Annotated in this window: 13 protein-coding genes; 6 read left to right on the top strand and 7 right to left on the bottom strand. The window is 73.9% G+C overall.

Features of this window, described 5'->3' with window-relative positions; genetic code table 11:
- The first annotated feature begins 107 nt into the window (after positions 1-107).
- Positions 108-1,181, top strand: coding sequence for a hypothetical protein (locus AQJ11_RS16290; protein WP_058081291.1), 1,074 nt, complete (start codon positions 108-110; stop codon positions 1,179-1,181).
- A 107-nt stretch (positions 1,182-1,288) separates the two neighbouring features.
- Here AQJ11_RS16290 and AQJ11_RS16285 read toward each other — a convergent pair whose 3' ends face one another.
- Positions 1,289-2,080 carry an SURF1 family protein gene (locus AQJ11_RS16285; protein ID WP_203348978.1) on the bottom strand — a complete coding sequence of 264 codons (792 nt, stop codon included), beginning with the start codon at positions 2,078-2,080 and terminating at the stop codon, positions 1,289-1,291.
- Positions 2,081-2,123: 43 nt separating this feature from the next.
- On the bottom strand, positions 2,124-2,903 hold the full coding sequence (locus AQJ11_RS16280) for a class I SAM-dependent methyltransferase (protein WP_059263548.1): 780 nt from the start codon (positions 2,901-2,903) through the stop codon (positions 2,124-2,126).
- Positions 2,904-3,097: 194 nt separating this feature from the next.
- Between AQJ11_RS16280 and AQJ11_RS16275 the strand changes: the two genes are divergently transcribed.
- Positions 3,098-4,912 (top strand): S9 family peptidase, encoded by a 1,815-nt coding sequence (locus AQJ11_RS16275; RefSeq protein WP_059263547.1) that lies wholly within the window; start codon positions 3,098-3,100, stop codon positions 4,910-4,912.
- Positions 4,913-4,945: 33 nt separating this feature from the next.
- Here the strand turns inward: AQJ11_RS16275 and AQJ11_RS16270 are convergent, their stop codons facing one another.
- Complete coding sequence (locus tag AQJ11_RS16270; protein ID WP_059263769.1) at positions 4,946-6,781, bottom strand: NAD(P)-binding protein; 1,836 nt, start codon at positions 6,779-6,781, stop codon at positions 4,946-4,948.
- 159 nt (positions 6,782-6,940) lie between these two features.
- On the opposite strand from AQJ11_RS16270, the gene AQJ11_RS16265 reads away from it, so the two are divergent.
- A complete protein-coding gene (locus AQJ11_RS16265; protein WP_059263546.1) occupies positions 6,941-7,951 on the top strand; it encodes a permease in 1,011 nt (336 codons plus the stop codon).
- Positions 7,948-8,652 carry a TIGR03943 family putative permease subunit gene (locus AQJ11_RS16260; protein ID WP_059263545.1) on the top strand — a complete coding sequence of 235 codons (705 nt, stop codon included), beginning with the start codon at positions 7,948-7,950 and terminating at the stop codon, positions 8,650-8,652. The genes AQJ11_RS16265 and AQJ11_RS16260 overlap by 4 nt, the downstream gene beginning before the upstream one ends.
- A 48-nt stretch (positions 8,653-8,700) precedes the next feature.
- Here AQJ11_RS16260 and AQJ11_RS16255 read toward each other — a convergent pair whose 3' ends face one another.
- Positions 8,701-10,767, bottom strand: a complete 2,067-nt coding sequence (locus AQJ11_RS16255; protein WP_208616534.1) for an NAD(+) synthase — start codon at positions 10,765-10,767, stop codon at positions 8,701-8,703.
- A 134-nt stretch (positions 10,768-10,901) separates the two neighbouring features.
- On the opposite strand from AQJ11_RS16255, the gene AQJ11_RS16250 reads away from it, so the two are divergent.
- Together AQJ11_RS16250 and AQJ11_RS16245 are read left to right on the top strand one after the other, a co-directional pair.
- On the top strand, positions 10,902-11,876 hold the full coding sequence (locus AQJ11_RS16250) for an ATP-binding cassette domain-containing protein (RefSeq protein ID WP_059263543.1): 975 nt from the start codon (positions 10,902-10,904) through the stop codon (positions 11,874-11,876).
- Complete coding sequence (locus AQJ11_RS16245) at positions 11,873-12,667, top strand: ABC transporter permease (RefSeq protein ID WP_058081299.1); 795 nt, start codon at positions 11,873-11,875, stop codon at positions 12,665-12,667. The genes AQJ11_RS16250 and AQJ11_RS16245 overlap by 4 nt, the downstream gene beginning before the upstream one ends.
- A 37-nt stretch (positions 12,668-12,704) precedes the next feature.
- Here the strand turns inward: AQJ11_RS16245 and AQJ11_RS16240 are convergent, their stop codons facing one another.
- The 3 genes from AQJ11_RS16240 to AQJ11_RS16230 form a co-directional block, all read right to left on the bottom strand.
- A complete protein-coding gene (locus AQJ11_RS16240; RefSeq protein WP_059263542.1) occupies positions 12,705-16,067 on the bottom strand; it encodes an ATP-binding protein in 3,363 nt (1,120 codons plus the stop codon).
- A 56-nt stretch (positions 16,068-16,123) separates the two neighbouring features.
- Positions 16,124-16,303, bottom strand: a complete 180-nt coding sequence (locus AQJ11_RS51065) for a hypothetical protein (RefSeq protein ID WP_244218266.1) — start codon at positions 16,301-16,303, stop codon at positions 16,124-16,126.
- Between the two features lie 324 nt (positions 16,304-16,627).
- A complete protein-coding gene (locus AQJ11_RS16230) occupies positions 16,628-16,948 on the bottom strand; it encodes a GYD domain-containing protein (protein WP_014674007.1) in 321 nt (106 codons plus the stop codon).
- Positions 16,949-17,050 lie beyond the last annotated feature (102 nt).

The following is a 17,050-nucleotide window of genomic DNA, read 5'->3' as shown; positions in this document are numbered from 1 at the left end:
CCTCCCATGAGCGCCACTCCCATGAACGCCACGAGCCCTACGCCTGGCACGAGCCGACGGAGCGCAACGGGCAACAGCACACGCCATCGCACGCTGGGAACGGAACTGTGAACCACGGCCCCGACGACAAGGGCCCGGAGAGGCTCGACGGAGTCCACAGCCCGGAGGGGCCCGACTCCGACGAACTGGCCCTGCGCCGACTGCTGCACTCGGCGGTCGACGACATCGAACCCCGCACCGGCACCCTGGACCACCTGCGCCGGGCCGTCCCCGCCCGCCGCGCCCGCAAGCGCCAGGCAGTGGTCGGCATGGCCGCGGCGGCCCTCTTCATCGGCACCGCGATCCCCGCCCTCGTGCACGTCTCCCAGGCCGGCGGCTCCGACCCCAACACCGCGATGGCCGGCCAGTACTCCCAGGCCCAGGGCGGCACCGGGGAGGGCAAGGACAAGGGCACCGGCAAGGGCGACCCGAAGGACGCCGGCGGTACGACGGCCAAGCCCGGCAAGGAGTCCGGCCCGCCCGACGACAAGGGCACGAAGCCCGGCGGCAGCGGCGGCTCCACCGCCGCCGCCGACCCCACCGCCACGGCGGCCTCGGGCGTCCCGCTCTGTACGGCGACCCAGCTCGGCTCCGCCACCGGCAGCGCGAACGCGCCCGACACCGCGGGGGTCGTCTACGGCACCTTCCGCGTCACCAACATCTCCGGCACCGCCTGCACGGTCGCCGGCGCCGGCAGCATCACGCCCACGGCCCAGGGCGCCGCCGACCCGGCCAAGATCCTCACCGCCCGGCACGCGGCCGGCGACGCGGCGACCGCCCTGCCCGACCCGTCCCAGGAGGTCACCGGGCTGGTCCTCCAGCCGGGCGCGGCCTACGAGGAGAAGTTCGCCTTCGTCCCCTCGGAGACCTGCCCCACCACCGGCGGCGACAGCAGTCCCGGCGACCCCGGCCCGACCGGCCCGTCACCCGATCCGTCGCCCACCCAGAGCACCGCCGGCGCCACGACCGACACCACCGGCTCGGAGGGCACGACCCCGCAGCTCGCCACCGAGGACGGCACCGCCGACGGCAGCATCACGGTGACCCACACGGCACAGGGGGGTTCGCCGACGGCGACGGCCATGGTGCCCGGGGCGTGCGCCGGGACGGTCTACTACACCGGGGTGCTCGCGGGCGCCTGACGCTCCGCCGGGAGCGGGGTGCGCCGACGCCGTCCGTCCGGGGGAGCGCGCGCGACCGGGCCGTCGTGGCTGGTCGCGCCGTTCCCCGCACCCCTGCGGGGCGCGGGTCAGCCGGTCGGTACCGGGGACTGCTCCGACTCCTCCGGCACGAGCCCGAGCGCGGCGTCCCGCTGGAACTCCAGCTCGCGACGCAGCAAGCGGAACCACATGAAGACCACGAAGCCCGCGAACACGAACCACTCGCCGGTGTAACCGAGGTTCTGGAACGCCTTGAGGTCCAGCCCCGTGCCACTCGGCGCGCTCGCGGGCACGGCCTTCATCCCGGCGTCCCCCTCGTCCAGGGTCACCCAGGCGTCGTACAGCCGGTACGGCACCAGGTTCACCAGCGACGCCGGGCTGATCGCCGAGGTCTGCCCGGCGGGAAGCCCGCCCTGCGCGCTGACCCCGTTGTCCCCGGGGGTCTCGGGCGCCTGCAACGCACCGGTGACGGTGACCTCGCCCCGGGGCGGCGCGGGCGCCTTCGCCGCGTCCGCCGTACCCGGCAGCCACCCCCGCACCACCGGCAGCGCCCTGCCGGAACCGGTGCGCAGCAGCGTCAGGACGTAGAAGCCGCGCTTGCCGTCCAGCTCCCGCCCGGGCACCAGCAACTGCTCCCCGTACCGCCCGCTCGCCGTGACCCGCCGCCCCGCCGTGCTCTTGTCGACGGGCAGCATCGAGTCCAGCGGGCGCGCGGCCTCGCCCCGGTCCGAGGCGGCCTGCTCGGTCGCGGCACGGTGGTCCTGCACCCGCCCCTCGAACCGGCTCAGCTGCCACGACCCCATGAAGACGCAGAACGGGACGGCGAGCAGCAAGAAGACGTTGATGCCCCACCAGCGGGGTGTCAGCAGAAACCGGTACACGCCCTCCACGGTACGGCGCCCACCCCGGCGTCCATGCCGTGGGTCAGCCCTTGCTCGCCCTCAGGGAGTAGATCAGCGGGATGCGCGGATGGTCCGCCGGGAACCTGTGGTAGCCGTCGCGCACCTCGAAGTTCCTGAAGCGCGGGAAGATCGACACGTCGTGCTCGTGCAGGAACTCGATGCGCAGCCCGGCCGCGGCGAGCGCGGAGACCACATCCCCGAGCGGGTGCTGCCACTCCACGCTGCGGTTGTGGACGGTGGCGGCGTCCAGGTCGGCGTAGGTGCCCGGTTCGTTCCACACCTGCGCGTCCCGGGTGAAGTAGTCGCGCACGATCCGGGTGCCGGTCTCGTCGTCCAGGGTCTCGGTGATCGGATGGAACTCGGCGAGGTAGAGGAAGCCGCCGGGCGCGACGAGGGAGGCGGCCGTCCGTGCCCAGCGCCCGAGGTCCGGCAGCCAGCACAGGGCGCCCAGCCCGGTGTAGACGATGTCGTACGACGGCTCGGGCACGGCCCCGGCCGCGTCGTACACGTCACTGGTGACGAAGGCGGCCCGGTCGGGGCCGTACCCGAGGTCGGCGGCGAGCGTGCGGGCCGCCTCCACCGCGGGCGCGGAGAAGTCCAGGCCGACGACGCGGGCGGCGCCGTGGTGGAGCCAGGAGAGGGTGTCGGTGCCGATGTGGCATTGCAGGTGCAGCAGCGACTTCCCGCTGACGTCCCCGACCTCCGCCCGCTCGAAGTCCCGCAGGTCGTCCCGGCGGGTGCGGAAGCCTTCGAGGTCGTAGAAGGGTCCGGCGACGTGCAGGGGCACCCTCTCGTCCCACATGGCCCTGTTGTCCTCGCGCCAGCCTTCGGGGACGGACGGGGACGAGTGCTCAGGCGCGGACGGGAACGCCGACCCCTCGGGTGTGGACGGAGAAGTGGCGGAAACGCTCATGCCGCGGAAGTTATCCACAGGCTGTGTGCTCCCGCCACCCAATTGTCGGCGCGGCCAGGCACTATGGGCGCATGACTGGGGCCATGAACGACGGCGGTACGCCGAACACGCAGCACACAGCGGACATGCCGGACTGGGAGAAGCGCTTCCGGGCGCCGCGGGTGTCGCTGCCCGACTGGGCGGAGGACGCGCCGGACCACTCCCTGTTCGTGTCGAACGCGACGGGGACGTACGAGCTGTACGCCTGGGACAGGGCGACGGGCGAGCAGCGCCAGGCGACGGACCGGCCGAACGGCACGACGGACGGCGTGCTCTCCCCGGACGGCGCGTGGATCTGGTGGTTCGACGACAAGGACGGCGACGAGTTCGGCATCTGGCGCCGCCAGCCCTTCACGGGCGGCCCGGACGAGCCGGCCGTGCCCGGTCTCGACCCGTCCTACCCGGCGGGCCTCGCCCTGTCCCGCGACGGCCGCACGGCGGTCGTCGGCCGCTCCACGGACGAGGAGGGCACGACGATCCACCTGGCCCGCGCGGGCGCGGACCCGGTGGAGATCTACCGCCACCGCGAGTCGGCAGGCGTCGGCGACCTCTCGCACGACGGCTCCCTGATCGCCGTGGAGCACACCGAGCACGGCGACGCCATGCACGCGGCCCTGCGGGTGCTCCGCCCGGACGGCACGACGGTCGCCGAGCTGGACGACACCAAGGGCGGCACCGAGGAGCTGGGCCTGGAGGTGCTGGGCTTCGCCCCGGTCGACGGCGACACCCGGCTGCTCATCGGCCACCAGCGCCGGGGCCGCTGGGAGCCGCTGGTGTGGGACGTGGCCACGGGGGAGGAGACCGACCTGGCCCTGGACCTGCCCGGTGACGTCAGCGCCGAGTGGTACCCGGACGGTTCGGCCCTGCTCATCGTCCACGGCTTCGAGGCCCGCAGCGAGCTGTTCCGGTACGACGTGGCGGCCCGCGAGCTGACCCGCATCCCCACCCCGCCCGGCACGGTCTCCGGCGCGACCGCCCGCCCCGACGGCAGCGTGGAGTACCTGTGGTCGTCGGCCGCCGAGCCCCCGGCGGTCCGCTCCACGGCCGGCGGTGTGGTGCTCGACCCTCCGGGCATGGCGTGCCCGGCGTCGGTGCCGGTGGAGGACGTGTGGGTGGAGGGCCCCGGCGGCCGGATCCACGCCCTGGTCCAGAAGCCGGCGGGCGCCACCGGTCCCCTCCCCACCGTCTTCGACCTGCACGGCGGCCCGACCTGGCACGACAGCGACTCCTTCGCCGCCGGCCCGGCCGCCTGGGTGGACCACGGCTACGCGGTCGTGCGCATCAACTACCGCGGCTCCACCGGCTACGGCCGCGCCTGGACGGACGCCCTCAAGCACCGGGTCGGCCTGATCGAGCTGGAGGACGTGGCGGCGGTGCGCGACTGGGCGGTCTCCTCCGGTCTCGCCGACCCCGCCCGCCTGGTCCTGACCGGCGCCTCCTGGGGCGGCTATCTGACCCTGCTCGGCGTCGGCACCCAGCCGGAGGCCTGGGCGCTGGGCATCGCGGTGGTGCCCGTCGCGGACTACGTCACCGCGTACCACGACGAGATGGAGTCCCTGAAGGCCATGGACCGCACCCTGCTGGGCGGCACCCCGGAGGAGGTCCCGGAGCGCTTCGAGGCGTCCTCCCCGCTGACGTACGTCGACCAGGTCAAGGCCCCCGTCTACATCTCGGCGGGCGTCAACGACCCGCGCTGCCCGATCCGCCAGATCGACAACTACGTCAAGCGACTGGAGACCCGGGGCGCGGTCCACGAGGTGTACCGGTACGACGCGGGCCACGGCTCGCTGGTGGTGGACGAGCGGATCAAGCAGGTGAGACTGGAACTGCAATTCGCGGCACGGCACCTGCCGGCCTAGGTCGGACGAAAGACCCTAGGACAGGGCCCAGGGTCAGCGCAGCTCCGCGAGACCCCTTCGCGTGGCGGCGACGACCACCCGGTCCCCCTTGCCCAGCACATGGGAGGAAGAGGTGTCGGCGCGGCCCAGCAGCGCCAGCACCCGCCAGGACCCGGCCCGGAAGGCCTCCCGCACGGTGCGGCCCTCCAGCTGGGGATGCCCGTCCACGTCCACCGCGGCGAACAGCAGCACCCTGCGCTCCACGGCGACGGCCCCGAGCACCTGCCGCCCCAGCATGGCCCCGGCGAACGCCGGGGCGGCCAGGTGGGTGACGCTCCGGCTCCGGGTCAGCGCCTGCGGGTAGGCGGTGCGCAGGGTGCGGTACACGGCGGTGGCGAAGTCGTCGTCGTACAGCCGCAGCACCACCCGCAGATCGGGCCGTACGGTCCGCGCGTAGAGCACGGCCTCCAGGTTGGTGGTGTCGGAGCTGGTCACCGCGAGCAGGGCCTGGGCCCGTTGGATCTGGGCGGCCTCCAGGACGCCCTCCTGGGTGACGTCCCCGAGTACCACCGGCACCCGCAGCCGGCGGGCGGTGGCGAGCCCGCGCGCCTCCGGGTCGGACTCGACGCACACCACCGGGATGTTCAGTTCCCGCAGCCGGGTCAGCACCCGTGTGCCGATCTTGCCGAGCCCGAGCAGGACGACATGGCCGCTCAGGCCGCGCGGCGGCTTGCGCAGGGCGGAGGCGGTGCGGAAGGTGCCGAACGCCTCCAGCGCGGCGGCCAGCAGCAACGGCAGCAGCAGCAACCCGACGAGCGCGGACAGGAGTTGGAGGAGCTGGCGGCCCAGGGGCTGCCTGAGGGCCGGGTCGTCGATCGCGAACAGGTCGAGGAGGGTGATGTAGAAGGCGCGCAGCGGATGGATGCCGGTGACCAGCCACAGGGCGACGGCGAGGCCCACCACGCAGCCGGCGAGCACGGCCAGGGACCAGCGCAGCCGCCGGGAGAACAGGGAGCCGAGCGGGGGCACGCCGGTCATCGCGCGACGGGCGGGCGCGGCGGACTCGCCGCCGGCCGGGGCGGAGACGTGTTCCAGCACCACGGCCTGCCGTCCGGCCGCCTGCCGGACCTCCTCGTCGTCGGGGAGCAGCCGGGGCTGCTGTTCCCCGGCGCCGTCGGGGGCGTCGGTGCCGGCCGGGTCGCCGCCCGAGAGCAGGGCGAGCGTGTACAGCCCGGTGCCGGGGCCGTCCCCGGACAGCGGTCGTTCCACGGCCCGCAGCAGCAGGCCCTCGGTCTGGACGACCCTGCCGGTGCCGGCGACGGCGGTGGCGGCCAGCGCGGGTGCGGCGGTGTCGGCGTCGGACAGCACGGTGGTGGAGGCCTCGGCGGCGGTGCCCGGGCCGCCGTCGTCCCCCGCGGCCAACGCGGCGGCCTGGTCGAGGAGTTCCTCGATGTGCTGGCCCAGCCGCCGGTTGTACAGCCGCAGGACGAGCCGCAGCCGGGGGTTGAGCCGGCGGGCGGTCAGGGCGGCCCGGATGTTGGTCTCGTCGTCGTCGTACACGAGGGCCAGCGCGGCAGCCCGGGCCACCCCGGCCTCGGCGAGCACCGCCTCGGTCAGCTCGGCGGCCTCCAGCACCCCTTCGACGTCGGGGTGCTGGCCGGCCGCGGCGCCGGCGGGCTGGCCGCCCGTGCCGGAGCGGCCGACGGTGCCCACGGCGGCGCTGACCACACGGTCGAACAGCGCCGCCGACGCGGACCGGGCACGGCCGACCACCGGGGGCCGGACGGTGCGCTCGTTGGGCGGCACGACGAGGGTGACCTGCTCGCCGTAGACCCCGCGCAACTCGGCGGCCAGCCGGTGCGCGAGACCGTCGTCACCGCACACCACCATGTGCGCCGGCAAAGACGCCGGCCCCCCTTGATACGGAACGCTCCCCACGAGGGAAAAGAGTGCACCAAGGAGTCGAGTGGTTCCAGCAACGGTCTGAACACCCGCGCCGGTACCCGCGTAGGGAAGGGGAGGGAGAGCAGCAGCCGGAGGGAACCGCCCGTGGCCATCACCGAAGACGCCCCGCCGGGTACGGACACGAGCCCTGACGGCTCCCCGCGGAACCGGCGGCTCAGCTCCCCGCTGGCCCTGACCCTGGTGCTCCTGCCGGCCGTGCTCGCGCAGTCGCCGATCCGCGGGGCCCTCGGCACTCCGCTGATGCAGAGCTGGACGACGGTGTTCGTGGCGGTGACCGTCCAGGCACTGCCCTTCCTGGTGCTGGGCGTGCTGCTGTCGGCGGCGATCGCGGTGTTCGTCCCGGCGTCCTTCTTCGCACGCGCCCTGCCGGGCCGGGCCGCCCTCGCCGTGCCGGTGGCGGGGATCGCGGGCGCGGTGCTGCCGGGCTGCGAGTGCGCGTCGGTGCCGGTGGCGGGCGCCCTGGTCCGCCGGGGCGTGACCCCGGCCGCCGCCCTGGCCTTCCTGCTCTCCGCGCCCGCGATCAACCCGGTGGTGCTGACCGCCACCACCGTCGCCTTCCCCGGGCACCCGGAGATGGTCCTGGCCCGGTTCGCGGCGAGCCTGCTGGTGGCCTGCGCGATGGGCTGGCTGTGGCAGCGGCTGGGCCGGACGGACTGGCTGCGCCCCCCGGCCCACGGCGCGCACGAGGGCGCGACCAAGGGGGAGGCGTTCTGGGGCGCGGTCCGGCACGACGTCATGCACGCGGGCGGATTCCTGGTGCTCGGCGCGACGGCCGCGGCCACCCTGAAGGCGGCGGTCCCGGCGGACTGGCTGCGCACGGCCGCCGGCACCCCGCTGGTCTCGGTGCTCGCCCTCGCCGTGCTCGCCGTCCTGCTGTCGATCTGCTCGGAGGCCGACGCGTTCGTCGCCGCCTCCCTCACCCAGTTCTCCCCGACGGCCAAGCTGGTGTTCCTGGTGGTGGGCCCGATGATCGACCTCAAGCTGTTCGCGATGCAGGCCGGCACCTTCGGCCGCGGCTTCGCGCTCCGGTTCGCGCCCGCCACCTTCGCGCTGGCCGTCGCGGGCGCCGTACTGACCGGGGCGGTGCTGCTGTGAACCGCCAGGCCCAGGCGGCCGTCCTGTTCCTGCTCGGCGGCGCGCTGCTGCACGCGGGCACCACCGACCTGTATCTGCGGTACGTCAAGGCGGGCCTGCGCCCGCTGCTGCTGGCCTCGGGCGCGGTCCTGATCGCGGCGGCCCTGGCGACGGCCTGGTACGAGCGCCGGCGCGACCGGGAGCGGCACCCGCACCCCGAGCCGCGTGTCGCCTGGCTGCTCCTGCTGCCGCTGCTCGCCCTGATCCTGATCGCACCGCCGGCCCTCGGCTCCTACAGCGCCCTGCGCTCCGGCACGGCCCTGCAGAAGCCGTACGGCTACGGCCCGCTGCCGGCGGGCGATCCGGTGCCGCTCTCCGTCGTCGACTACGCCTCCCGCGCGGCCTACGGACACGGCCGCTCCCTGCACGGCCGTGCCGTCCGGGTCACCGGCTTCCTGGCCCTGGACCACGCGGGCCGGCCCTACCTGGTCCGCATGGCCCTCAACTGCTGTGCCGCGGACGCCCAGCCGGTGAAGATCGCGCTGACCGGCGCGCTGCCGCCGGTCCTGCGCCCGGACGCCTGGCTGGAGGTGACGGGCGCGTACGCCCCCGGACTGGCCCGCGATCCGGTCAACGACGGCCCCGTTCCCTACCTGAAGGTCAGCTCCAGCCGTCCGGTCCCGGTACCGCGCGACCCGTACGACGAGACCTGGAACACCTGACCGGCACCGGCCACCGGCACCGGCCCCGGCCACCAGCACCGGCACCGGCTACCGGTCGGCCGCCGCGCTGTCGAAGTCGAAGCGGGCGAGGTCCCTGAGCCACACCTCCGCGTTGCCGTCCGAGGGGGCCCGCCAGTCGCCGCGCGGGGAGAGGGAGCCGCCCGCCGACACCTTCGGGCCGTTCGGCATGGCCGAGCGCTTGAACTGCGAGAACGCGAAGAAGCGGCGGCAGAACACCTCCAGCCAGTGCCGGATCTCCCGCAGGTCGTACGCCACCCGCTTGGCCTCGGGGAAGTTGGGCGGCCAGGCGCCGGACTTCGCGTCGTGCCAGGCGTGCCAGGCCAGGAAGGCGATCTTGGAGGGCCGGAAGCCGTAGCGCAGCACCTGGAAGAGGGTGAAGTCGTGCAGCGCGTACGGGCCGATCTTCGACTCGGTGGACTGCATCTCCTCGCCCGGCACCAGCTCCGGGCTGATCTCGGTGTCCAGGATCGCGGCCAGGATCCCGCCGGTCTCCTCGTCGAACTGGCCGCTGTTGATCACCCAGCGGATCAGGTGCTGGATGAAGGTCTTCGGCACCCCCGAGTTGACGTTGTAGTGGCTCATCTGGTCGCCGACGCCGTACGTGGACCAGCCGAGCGCCAGCTCGGAGAGGTCGCCGGTGCCGAGGACGATGCCGCCGCGCTGGTTGGCCAGCCGGAACAGGTAGTCGGTGCGCAGGCCGGCCTGCACGTTCTCGAAGGTGACGTCGTACACCGGCTCCCCGGAGGCGAACGGGTGGCCGATCTCCTTCAGCATCAGCCGCGCGGTCGGCGTGATGTCCAGCTCGGCCGCGGTGACGCCGAGCGCCCGCATCAGCTTGTGCGCGTTGTCCTTGGTGTGGTCGCTGGTGGCGAAGCCCGGCAGGGTGAAGGCCAGGATGTCGCCGCGCGGGCGGCCCGCGCGGTCCATCGCCCGGGCGGCGACGATCAGCGCGTGCGTGGAGTCCAGGCCGCCGGACACGCCGATGACGACCTTCGGCCCGCCGATGGCCGCGAGCCGCTGCTGGAGCCCGGCGACCTGGATGTTGTAGGCCTCGTAGCAGTCCAGGGCGAGCCGCTCGGGGTCGGCGGGCACGAACGGGAACCGCTCCACGCGCCGGCGCAGCCCGAGGTCGGTGAGCGGCGGGTCCAGCTCGAAGGAGACGGTCCGGAAGTCACCGGTCCGGGCGGCGTGGGCCCGGCGGTTGTCGTCGAAGGTGCCCATCCGGTGCCGCTCCTGCCGCAGCAGGTCGAGGTCCACGTCGGCGACCGCGTACTGGTCGCCGAGCGGGAAGCGGTCGGTCTCGGCGAGCAGCACCCCGTTCTCGTAGATCATGGTCTGCCCGTCCCAGGACAGGTCGGTGGTCGACTCTCCGAGGCCGGCCGCCGCGTAGACGTACGCGGCCAGGCAGCGGGAGGACGCCGAGCGGCACAGCAGCTTGCGGTCCTCGGCCCGGCCGACCGTGATCGGGCTGCCCGAGAGGTTCACCAGCACGGTCGCCCCGGCGAGGGCGGCCTCCGCGCTCGGCGGCACCGGCACCCACATGTCCTCGCAGATCTCGGTGTGCAGCACGAGCCCCGGCACGTCCTCGGCCGCGAACAGCAGGTCCACCCCGAACGGCACCTCGGCACCCGCGACCCGGATGGTCCCGCCCCGCTCGTCGTGCCCGTCGGCGATCTGCCGGCGCTCGTAGAACTCGCGGTAGGTCGGCGGGTACGACTTCGGTACGACACCGAGGATCCGGCCGCGGTGCACGAGCACCGCGCAGTTGTAGATCCGGTGGCGGTGGCGCAGCGGGGCGCCGACGACCAGCACCGGCAGCAGCTCCGCCGACCCGGTCACGATGGTCCGCAGCGCCGCCTCGACCTGGTCGAGCAGCGCGTCCTGGAGCAGCAGGTCCTCGATCGAGTAGCCGGTCAGGCCCAGCTCGGGGAAGACGGCGACGGCGACGCCCTCGTCCGCGCACCGGCCCGCCAGGCGCAGGACCGACTCGGCGTTGGCCTGCGGGTCGGCGATGACGGTGTGGCCGGTGCACGCGGCGATCCGCGCGAAGCCGTGGCTGTAGAGCGACCAGAAGTTCAACGGGGCTTCCTTCATGTCTGGAAGCCTAGATCCCGGCCGCGCCGGGCCACTCGGGAGCGCCGGACGGTTTCATCACCCCGGTCCCCTCCCCGCGCGGCTGAAACCGCGGTGAAGCCACGCTGAACCGCCCGGGCCGCACGCTCTGCGGCATGACGACAACGGACACGGACGAACTCGCCATCGCGGCCACCGGGCTGCGCAAGTCCTACGGGGACAAGACCGTCCTCGACGGCATCGACATCCACGTGCCCGCCGGCACCGTCTTCTCCCTCCTCGGACCCAACGGTGCCGGCAAGACCACCGCGGTCAGCATCCTGTCCACGCTGATCTCCCCCGACGGCGGACAGGCGCGGATCGCCGGGCACGATCTCGCCGCCGAGGCGCAGGCGGTGCGGGCCGCCATCGGGGTCACCGGTCAGTTCTCCGCCGTGGACGGGCTGATCACCGGCGAGGAGAACATGCTCCTGATGGCGGACCTGCACCACCTCTCCAAGCACGAGGGACGGCGCGTCACCGCCGAGCTGCTGGCCCGGTTCGACCTCACCGAGGCCGCGAAGAAGCCCGCCTCCACCTACTCCGGCGGCATGAAGCGCCGCCTGGACATCGCCATGACCCTGGTCGGCAGCCCGCGGATCATCTTCCTGGACGAGCCGACCACCGGCCTCGACCCGCGCTCCCGCCACACCATGTGGCAGATCATCCGCGAACTGGTCTCCGGCGGTACGACCGTCTTCCTCACCACCCAGTACCTGGAGGAGGCCGACCAGCTGGCCGACCGCATCGCGGTGCTCAACGGAGGAAAGATCGTCGCCGACGGCAGCGCCGAGCAGCTCAAGCGGCTCGTCCCCGGCGGGCACGTGCGGCTGCGCTTCGCCGACCCGGTGGCGTACGAGCGGGCGGCCACCGCGCTGCGCGAGGCCACCCGGAACGACGAGGCGCTCACCCTCCAGATCCCCAGCGACGGAAGCCAGCGCGAGCTGCGCGCCGTCCTCGACTGGCTCGACGCCGCCGATATCGAGGCCGACGAGCTGTCCGTCCACACCCCGGACCTGGACGACGTGTTCTTCGCCCTCACCGCGAGCCCCGTACCTGCCCAGTCCACCGACAAGGAGACCGCCCGATGAGCGCCGCCGGCCACCCCTTCCGCGACAACCTGACCATGCTGCGGCGCAACCTGCTGCACGCCCGCCGCTACCCCTCCCTCACCCTGAACCTCCTGCTCACCCCGGTCATCCTGCTGCTGCTCTTCGTCTACGTCTTCGGCGACGTGATGAGCGCCGGCATCAACGGCGGGCACGCGGACCGCGCCGACTACGTCGCCTACCTGGTCCCCGGCATCCTGCTGCTGACCGTGAGCATGACCTCGCTCGGCACCGCCGTGTCGGTGGCCACCGACATGACCGAGGGCATCATGGCCCGGTTCCGGACCATGGCCATCTCCCGCGCCTCCGTGCTGATCGGCCATGTGCTCGGCAGCGTCATCCAGACGCTGATGGCCCTGGTGCTGCTGCTGGGCATCGGCCTGGCCATCGGCTTCCGGCCCGACGCGACGCCGCTGGAGTGGATCGCGGCGGCCGGGCTCATGGCGCTGGTCAGCCTGGCGCTGACCTGGCTCGCGGTCGGCATCGGCCTGGTGAGCCCCAACCCCGAGGGGGCCAGCAACACCGGGACGCCCCTGGTGATGCTGCCGTTCCTGTCCAGCGCCTTCGTGCCGGTGGACGCCATGCCGGGCTGGTTCCGCTGGTTCGCCGAGTACCAGCCGTTCTCGCCCGCCATCGAGACCCTGCGCGGGCTGCTGCTCGGCAGCGGGATCGGCACGAAGAACGCGGTGCTCGCCGTCGCCTGGTGCCTGGTGCTGACCGTGCTGGGTTACCTGTGGTCCAAGGCGCAGTTCAACCGGGAGCCGCGGCGTTGACCCCGGCGGGACCGGCCGGCGTCCGGCCTCTCCCGGATCACCCGGCGCTCAGCTCCCGCAGTGCCGCCGCCCGCAGTTCCTCCCGCCCCAGGGCGGCGTACCTCGACCTCGCGTCGGCGTACGCCGCCCTGTCGGCGTTCTCGGCCGCCTGCCGGGACCGGGCCGAGGACAGGGTCGGGAAGTCCCGCACCACCGGCATCCGCTCCGCCAGCGCCACCAGCCGTACGGCCGCCGTATCGCCCCTGGCCAGCCCGGCGAGCCCGAGCGCCAGCAACACCGTGCCGTAGACGTGCAGTTCCACGGGGGAGCCGGGGGAGTCAGGGGAGCCGGAGGTGCCGGGGGAGCCCGGGGGGTCAGGGGAGTTCCAGGTGCTGGGGGAGCCGGACGAGTCGGACGTGGACGAGGCCGTGGTGCCGGACGAGTCGGACGTGGACGAGGCCGTGGTGCCGGACGAGTCGGACGTGGACGAGGCCGTGGTGCCGGACGAGCCGGACGTGGACGAGGCCGTGGTGCCGGACGAGCCGGCGGTGCCGGACGAGCCGGTGGTGCCGGACGCGCCGGACAGCATCCCGAGGAGCCGCTCCCGCAGTTGCCCGGCCAGCCCGGCCACCGGCTCCAGCCGGCCGTGCTGCGCGTGCGCCGCCAGCGCGGCCGACTGCACCTGGAGCGACCAGGGATGCACGAACGGATCACCGGCATACAGCAGGCTGTCCTCCCGCACCCGCTCCACCGCCCGGCGCCACAGCCCGAGCCCGACCTCCGTCAGCCCCCGGGCCAGCGCGATCTCCGCCCGGGCCAGGAGATCGGGGGTGTAGATCTGCGGTGAGTCCGGCGGCTGCTCCAGGGCCGCGAGCCCCAGCCAGTACTCCGCCTCGTCGACCTCCCCGCGCTGAAGACAGGCCAGCACCAGTCCCCAGCGCACCCCGATCGAGTCCGACCAGTCGCCGAACCGGTCGAGCGCGGCGAGCGCGGCGCGCAGATGGTCGTACGCCTCCGCGCCCCGCTCGGACTGGAGGCACAGCTCGCTGATCCGTCCGTGACAGAGCAGCTGCATGGCGGGGTTGGCGAGCGGCTCCAGCGCGTCGAGCATCCGGCGGGCGTACTCCAGCGCGCGCTCCGTCTCGTGCGCCGCGTCCCACACGTAACTGGCGAAGCACGCCGCCACACCCGCCAGCAGGGGTTCCTCCGCGTCGCACAGCTCCCGCAGCAGCGCGTACGCCGGCGGGTGGATGTCCGGGACGGCGCACAGCACGACGGCCAGCGCCCGCAGCAGCGTGTCCGGCGGAGCGGGCGGCAGCCGGCGCAGCGTCGCCAACGGCCGTACGGCGTGAGGGCCGTGGGCCATGAAGAGGCTGGCCGTGCACACGGCCGCCGCGGTGCGGGCCGGCTCGACGTCCTCGGGGCCGGGGCGGAAGTGGGACAGCGGCCCGCCGGTGTCGGCGATGAGCGCGGCGAGCCGGGTGAAGTGGGAGTCGGTGGCCCACAGCGAGGCCAGTACGGCGGTGAGGGCGGCGGTGGTGGGCCCGTCGGACCGGGCCAGCGCGTGCCGCAGCGCGAGGACGAGGTTGTCCTGCTCGGCCCGTATGCGGTTCCAGGAGGGCGCCGGGTCGCTGCTGAACAGCACATCGTGGTGCTCGCGGCCGAAGTCCCGGGCCCAGTCCAGGAACCGGTCGGTCACCACCTCCTCCTCGCCCGCCTCGGCCCGCCGGGCGGCGCCGAACTCCCGCAGGGTCTCCAGCATGCGAAAGCGCGTCCCGGACGGGCTGTCGTCCACCTTGACCAGGGACTGGCCGGCGAGCTGCTCCAGCAGGAACAGCGCGTCCCCCGTCCCACCGAGCAGGTACTCCGCCGCGTCCTCGGCGAAGCCGCCCGGGAACACCGACAGCGCGCGCAGCGCCGCCTGGCCGTCGGGCTCCAGCAGATTCCAGCTCCACTCGACCACGGCGTGCAGCGTGCGGTGCCGCTCGGGCGCGTCACGGGCGCCGCCGCGCAGCAGCGCGAAACGGTCCCGGAGGCGGCGTGCGATGTCGGCCACGGAGAGCACCCGTACCCGGGCCGCGGCCAGTTCCACGGCGAGCGGCAGCCCGTCCAGGTGGCGGCAGATCTCGGCGACCCGGTCGGCGGGCAGGTCCACGCCGGGCCGGGCCGCGCGCGCCCGCTGCTCGAAGAGCTCGACCGAGGTGGCGAGGGACAACTCCGGCAGGGCGTACACGGACTCCGAGGTCAGCCCCAGCGGGGCCCGGCTGGTCGCCAGGACCCGCAGCTCCTTCGACCGCGACACCAGCGCCCGGACGAGGTCGGCCACGCCGGCGATCACCTGCTCGCAGTTGTCCAGCACCAGCAGCGTGGGCCCCGTACCCAGCGCGCCGGCGATGCCGCTCACCGCGTCGCCGCCCCCGGCGAACTGCCGGCCCTCGCCCGCGCCCACCGCCGAGGCCACCTCTGCGGCGACGTCGTCGTCGGCGGTGACACCGGCCAGGGGGACGAAGTGCACCACCGGCTGCTCGGCCGCCCGGCTCACCGCATGGGACAGCCGGGTCTTGCCCAGCCCGCCGGGGCCCACGACGGTGACGACCCGGGCCGCGCGCAGCAGCCCCGCCACGGCGGAGACGTCGGCGTCCCGCCCCAGCAGCGGGTTCGGCTCGTGCGGCACTCCCTGCCGGACCCGGGGCGCGTCCGCGCTCAGCAACTCCTGGTAGAGGGACCTGAGCCCGGGACCCGGATCGGTCCCCAGCTCCTCGCGCAGCCGCCGCCGATAGGCGTCGTACCGGGTCAGCGCGGCGGCCCGGCCCACGGTGTCCGCCTCGCACCGCAGCAGCTCCGCCAGCACCTCCTCGTCCCGCGGCAGCTCCCGGGCCAGCTCGGCCAGCGGCACCGCGGCCTCCTCCCGCCGCCCCAGCCGGGCGAGCGCGAGCGCACGGGACCGAACGAGCGAGCGATGCGCCCGGAGCCGGTCGGTACGGAGCGCCACCACCGGATCGTGCAGGTCCTCGCCCGCCCCGGCCTCCACGCTCCCGTCCCACAGGGCCAGGCCCGCCTCGGCCTGCGCCAGGGCACCCGCGTGATCCCCCGCCCGCGCCCGCTCGGCGCTCCCCGCCTCGAACAGCAGCAGCGCGGAGCTGTCGACCTGCGCCTCCTCCAGCGCCAGCCGGTACCCGGTCGGCGTACTGACGACCAGCTCACCACCCACCTGCGCCCTGAGCCGCGACACCAGCACCTGCACCGCCTTGCCGGGCCGCTCCGGCAGCCCGTCCGGCCACAGCCCCTCCACCAGCCGCCCCGTGCTGCACCCGGCCCGCAGATCCCCGGCGAGCAACGCCACCAGCCCACGCAGCCGGGGGGCGGTGATCTCCCGCCCGCGACAGGCGACTTCGGACAGCAGAGCCAACTCGGTGGTCACGCCTGAAGACTAGCCACCCACGGCTCTCGCGGGAGGAGGAGCCCGAGACGGCGGTTTCACGCCCTGGCCGAACCAGCCCCATGCCGTGCGTGGATCCGCTTCACCTGCTCGGCCCAGAAGCCGAGCTTCTCGTCCGCCGACGCGCTCACGGGGAGCAACCGGAGTTCCTTGGCCAGCTGATAGAAGCCGGCACCGGCATCGTTGGCACCCAAGTAGTTCACCAGGGCCGACAGCATGAGGGGCGGGTCCGAGGGGGCGATAGAGGCGGGTCCGAGGGGGCGATCTCCCGGTCCCGCTCCACGATCAGTCCGAGCAGGTACCCCATCGCCTCCCGCTCGTCAGCCCGGTCGAAGTCGAAGGGCCGGCAGCCTGTCCGCCGGGCGAGGGTCACGTTGAGCTCGGTGTACGAGGTGAGCCTGCCGAGCTTCGCCCGCTCGATTGGGACTCGATCTGCATCCGCGTCCCATCCGGTGGGCCGGATCCCTACCGTCAACACCCGCGTGCTGATCCCCATGATTACTCGCACGGTCTGGCACGCCCCCCGCCAGGCCGTTCCCGGCTTACGCGCCCGGAGCGCGGAAGGCGACCTCTCGGCGGGCGGCCTGGTCGATCTCTTCGAGTGTGAGGAGGGGAGTGGCCCGGGTGCAGAGGGCGCCGCTGGCCTTGACGGTGAGGCTGACGGCGGCCATCGACACCGGGTCGGGGAGGTCGATGATGCACACGAGGTCGTCCTCGCCGAAGGCGAAGTACATGGCCTCGACCGTCCCGCCGAGGTCGGCGACGACTCGGTCGACGGCGTCGCGCCGGCCGCTGGCGCCTTCCTTGAGCAGCCCCTTGGTGCCCTCTGGCGTGTAGGTGGCCTGGATGAGGAACTTCGGCATAGGGCTGCTCCCTGTCCGCTGCTTGCCCGACAGCACCATGGCCTACCCGCTGCCACGTGGGTCGCCACTCACCGAACGACCTGATTCACCCGGAAGCCGAAC

The organism is Streptomyces corchorusii, assembly GCF_001514055.1.
GTDB lineage: Bacteria > Actinomycetota > Actinomycetes > Streptomycetales > Streptomycetaceae > Streptomyces > Streptomyces olivaceoviridis.
The sequence above is the reverse complement of the archived record's forward strand: the minus strand, read 5'-3'. Positions and strand labels throughout refer to the sequence as shown.

Bases quoted from the DNA above. Each gene is read 5' to 3' on its own strand.
- AQJ11_RS16280 (WP_059263548.1), bottom strand. From the start codon at position 2,903: ATGTGGGACGAGAGGGTGCCCCTGCACGTCGCCGGACCCTTCTACGAC.
- AQJ11_RS16275 (WP_059263547.1), top strand. From the start codon at position 3,098: ATGAACGACGGCGGTACGCCGAACACGCAGCACACAGCGGACATGCCG.
- AQJ11_RS16270 (WP_059263769.1), bottom strand. From the start codon at position 6,781: ATGGTGGTGTGCGGTGACGACGGTCTCGCGCACCGGCTGGCCGCCGAG.
- AQJ11_RS16255 (WP_208616534.1), bottom strand. From the start codon at position 10,767: ATGAAGGAAGCCCCGTTGAACTTCTGGTCGCTCTACAGCCACGGCTTC.
- AQJ11_RS16250 (WP_059263543.1), top strand. From the start codon at position 10,902: ATGACGACAACGGACACGGACGAACTCGCCATCGCGGCCACCGGGCTG.
- AQJ11_RS16245 (WP_058081299.1), top strand. From the start codon at position 11,873: ATGAGCGCCGCCGGCCACCCCTTCCGCGACAACCTGACCATGCTGCGG.
- AQJ11_RS51065 (WP_244218266.1), bottom strand. From the start codon at position 16,303: ATGCTGTCGGCCCTGGTGAACTACTTGGGTGCCAACGATGCCGGTGCC.
- AQJ11_RS16230 (WP_014674007.1), bottom strand. From the start codon at position 16,948: ATGCCGAAGTTCCTCATCCAGGCCACCTACACGCCAGAGGGCACCAAG.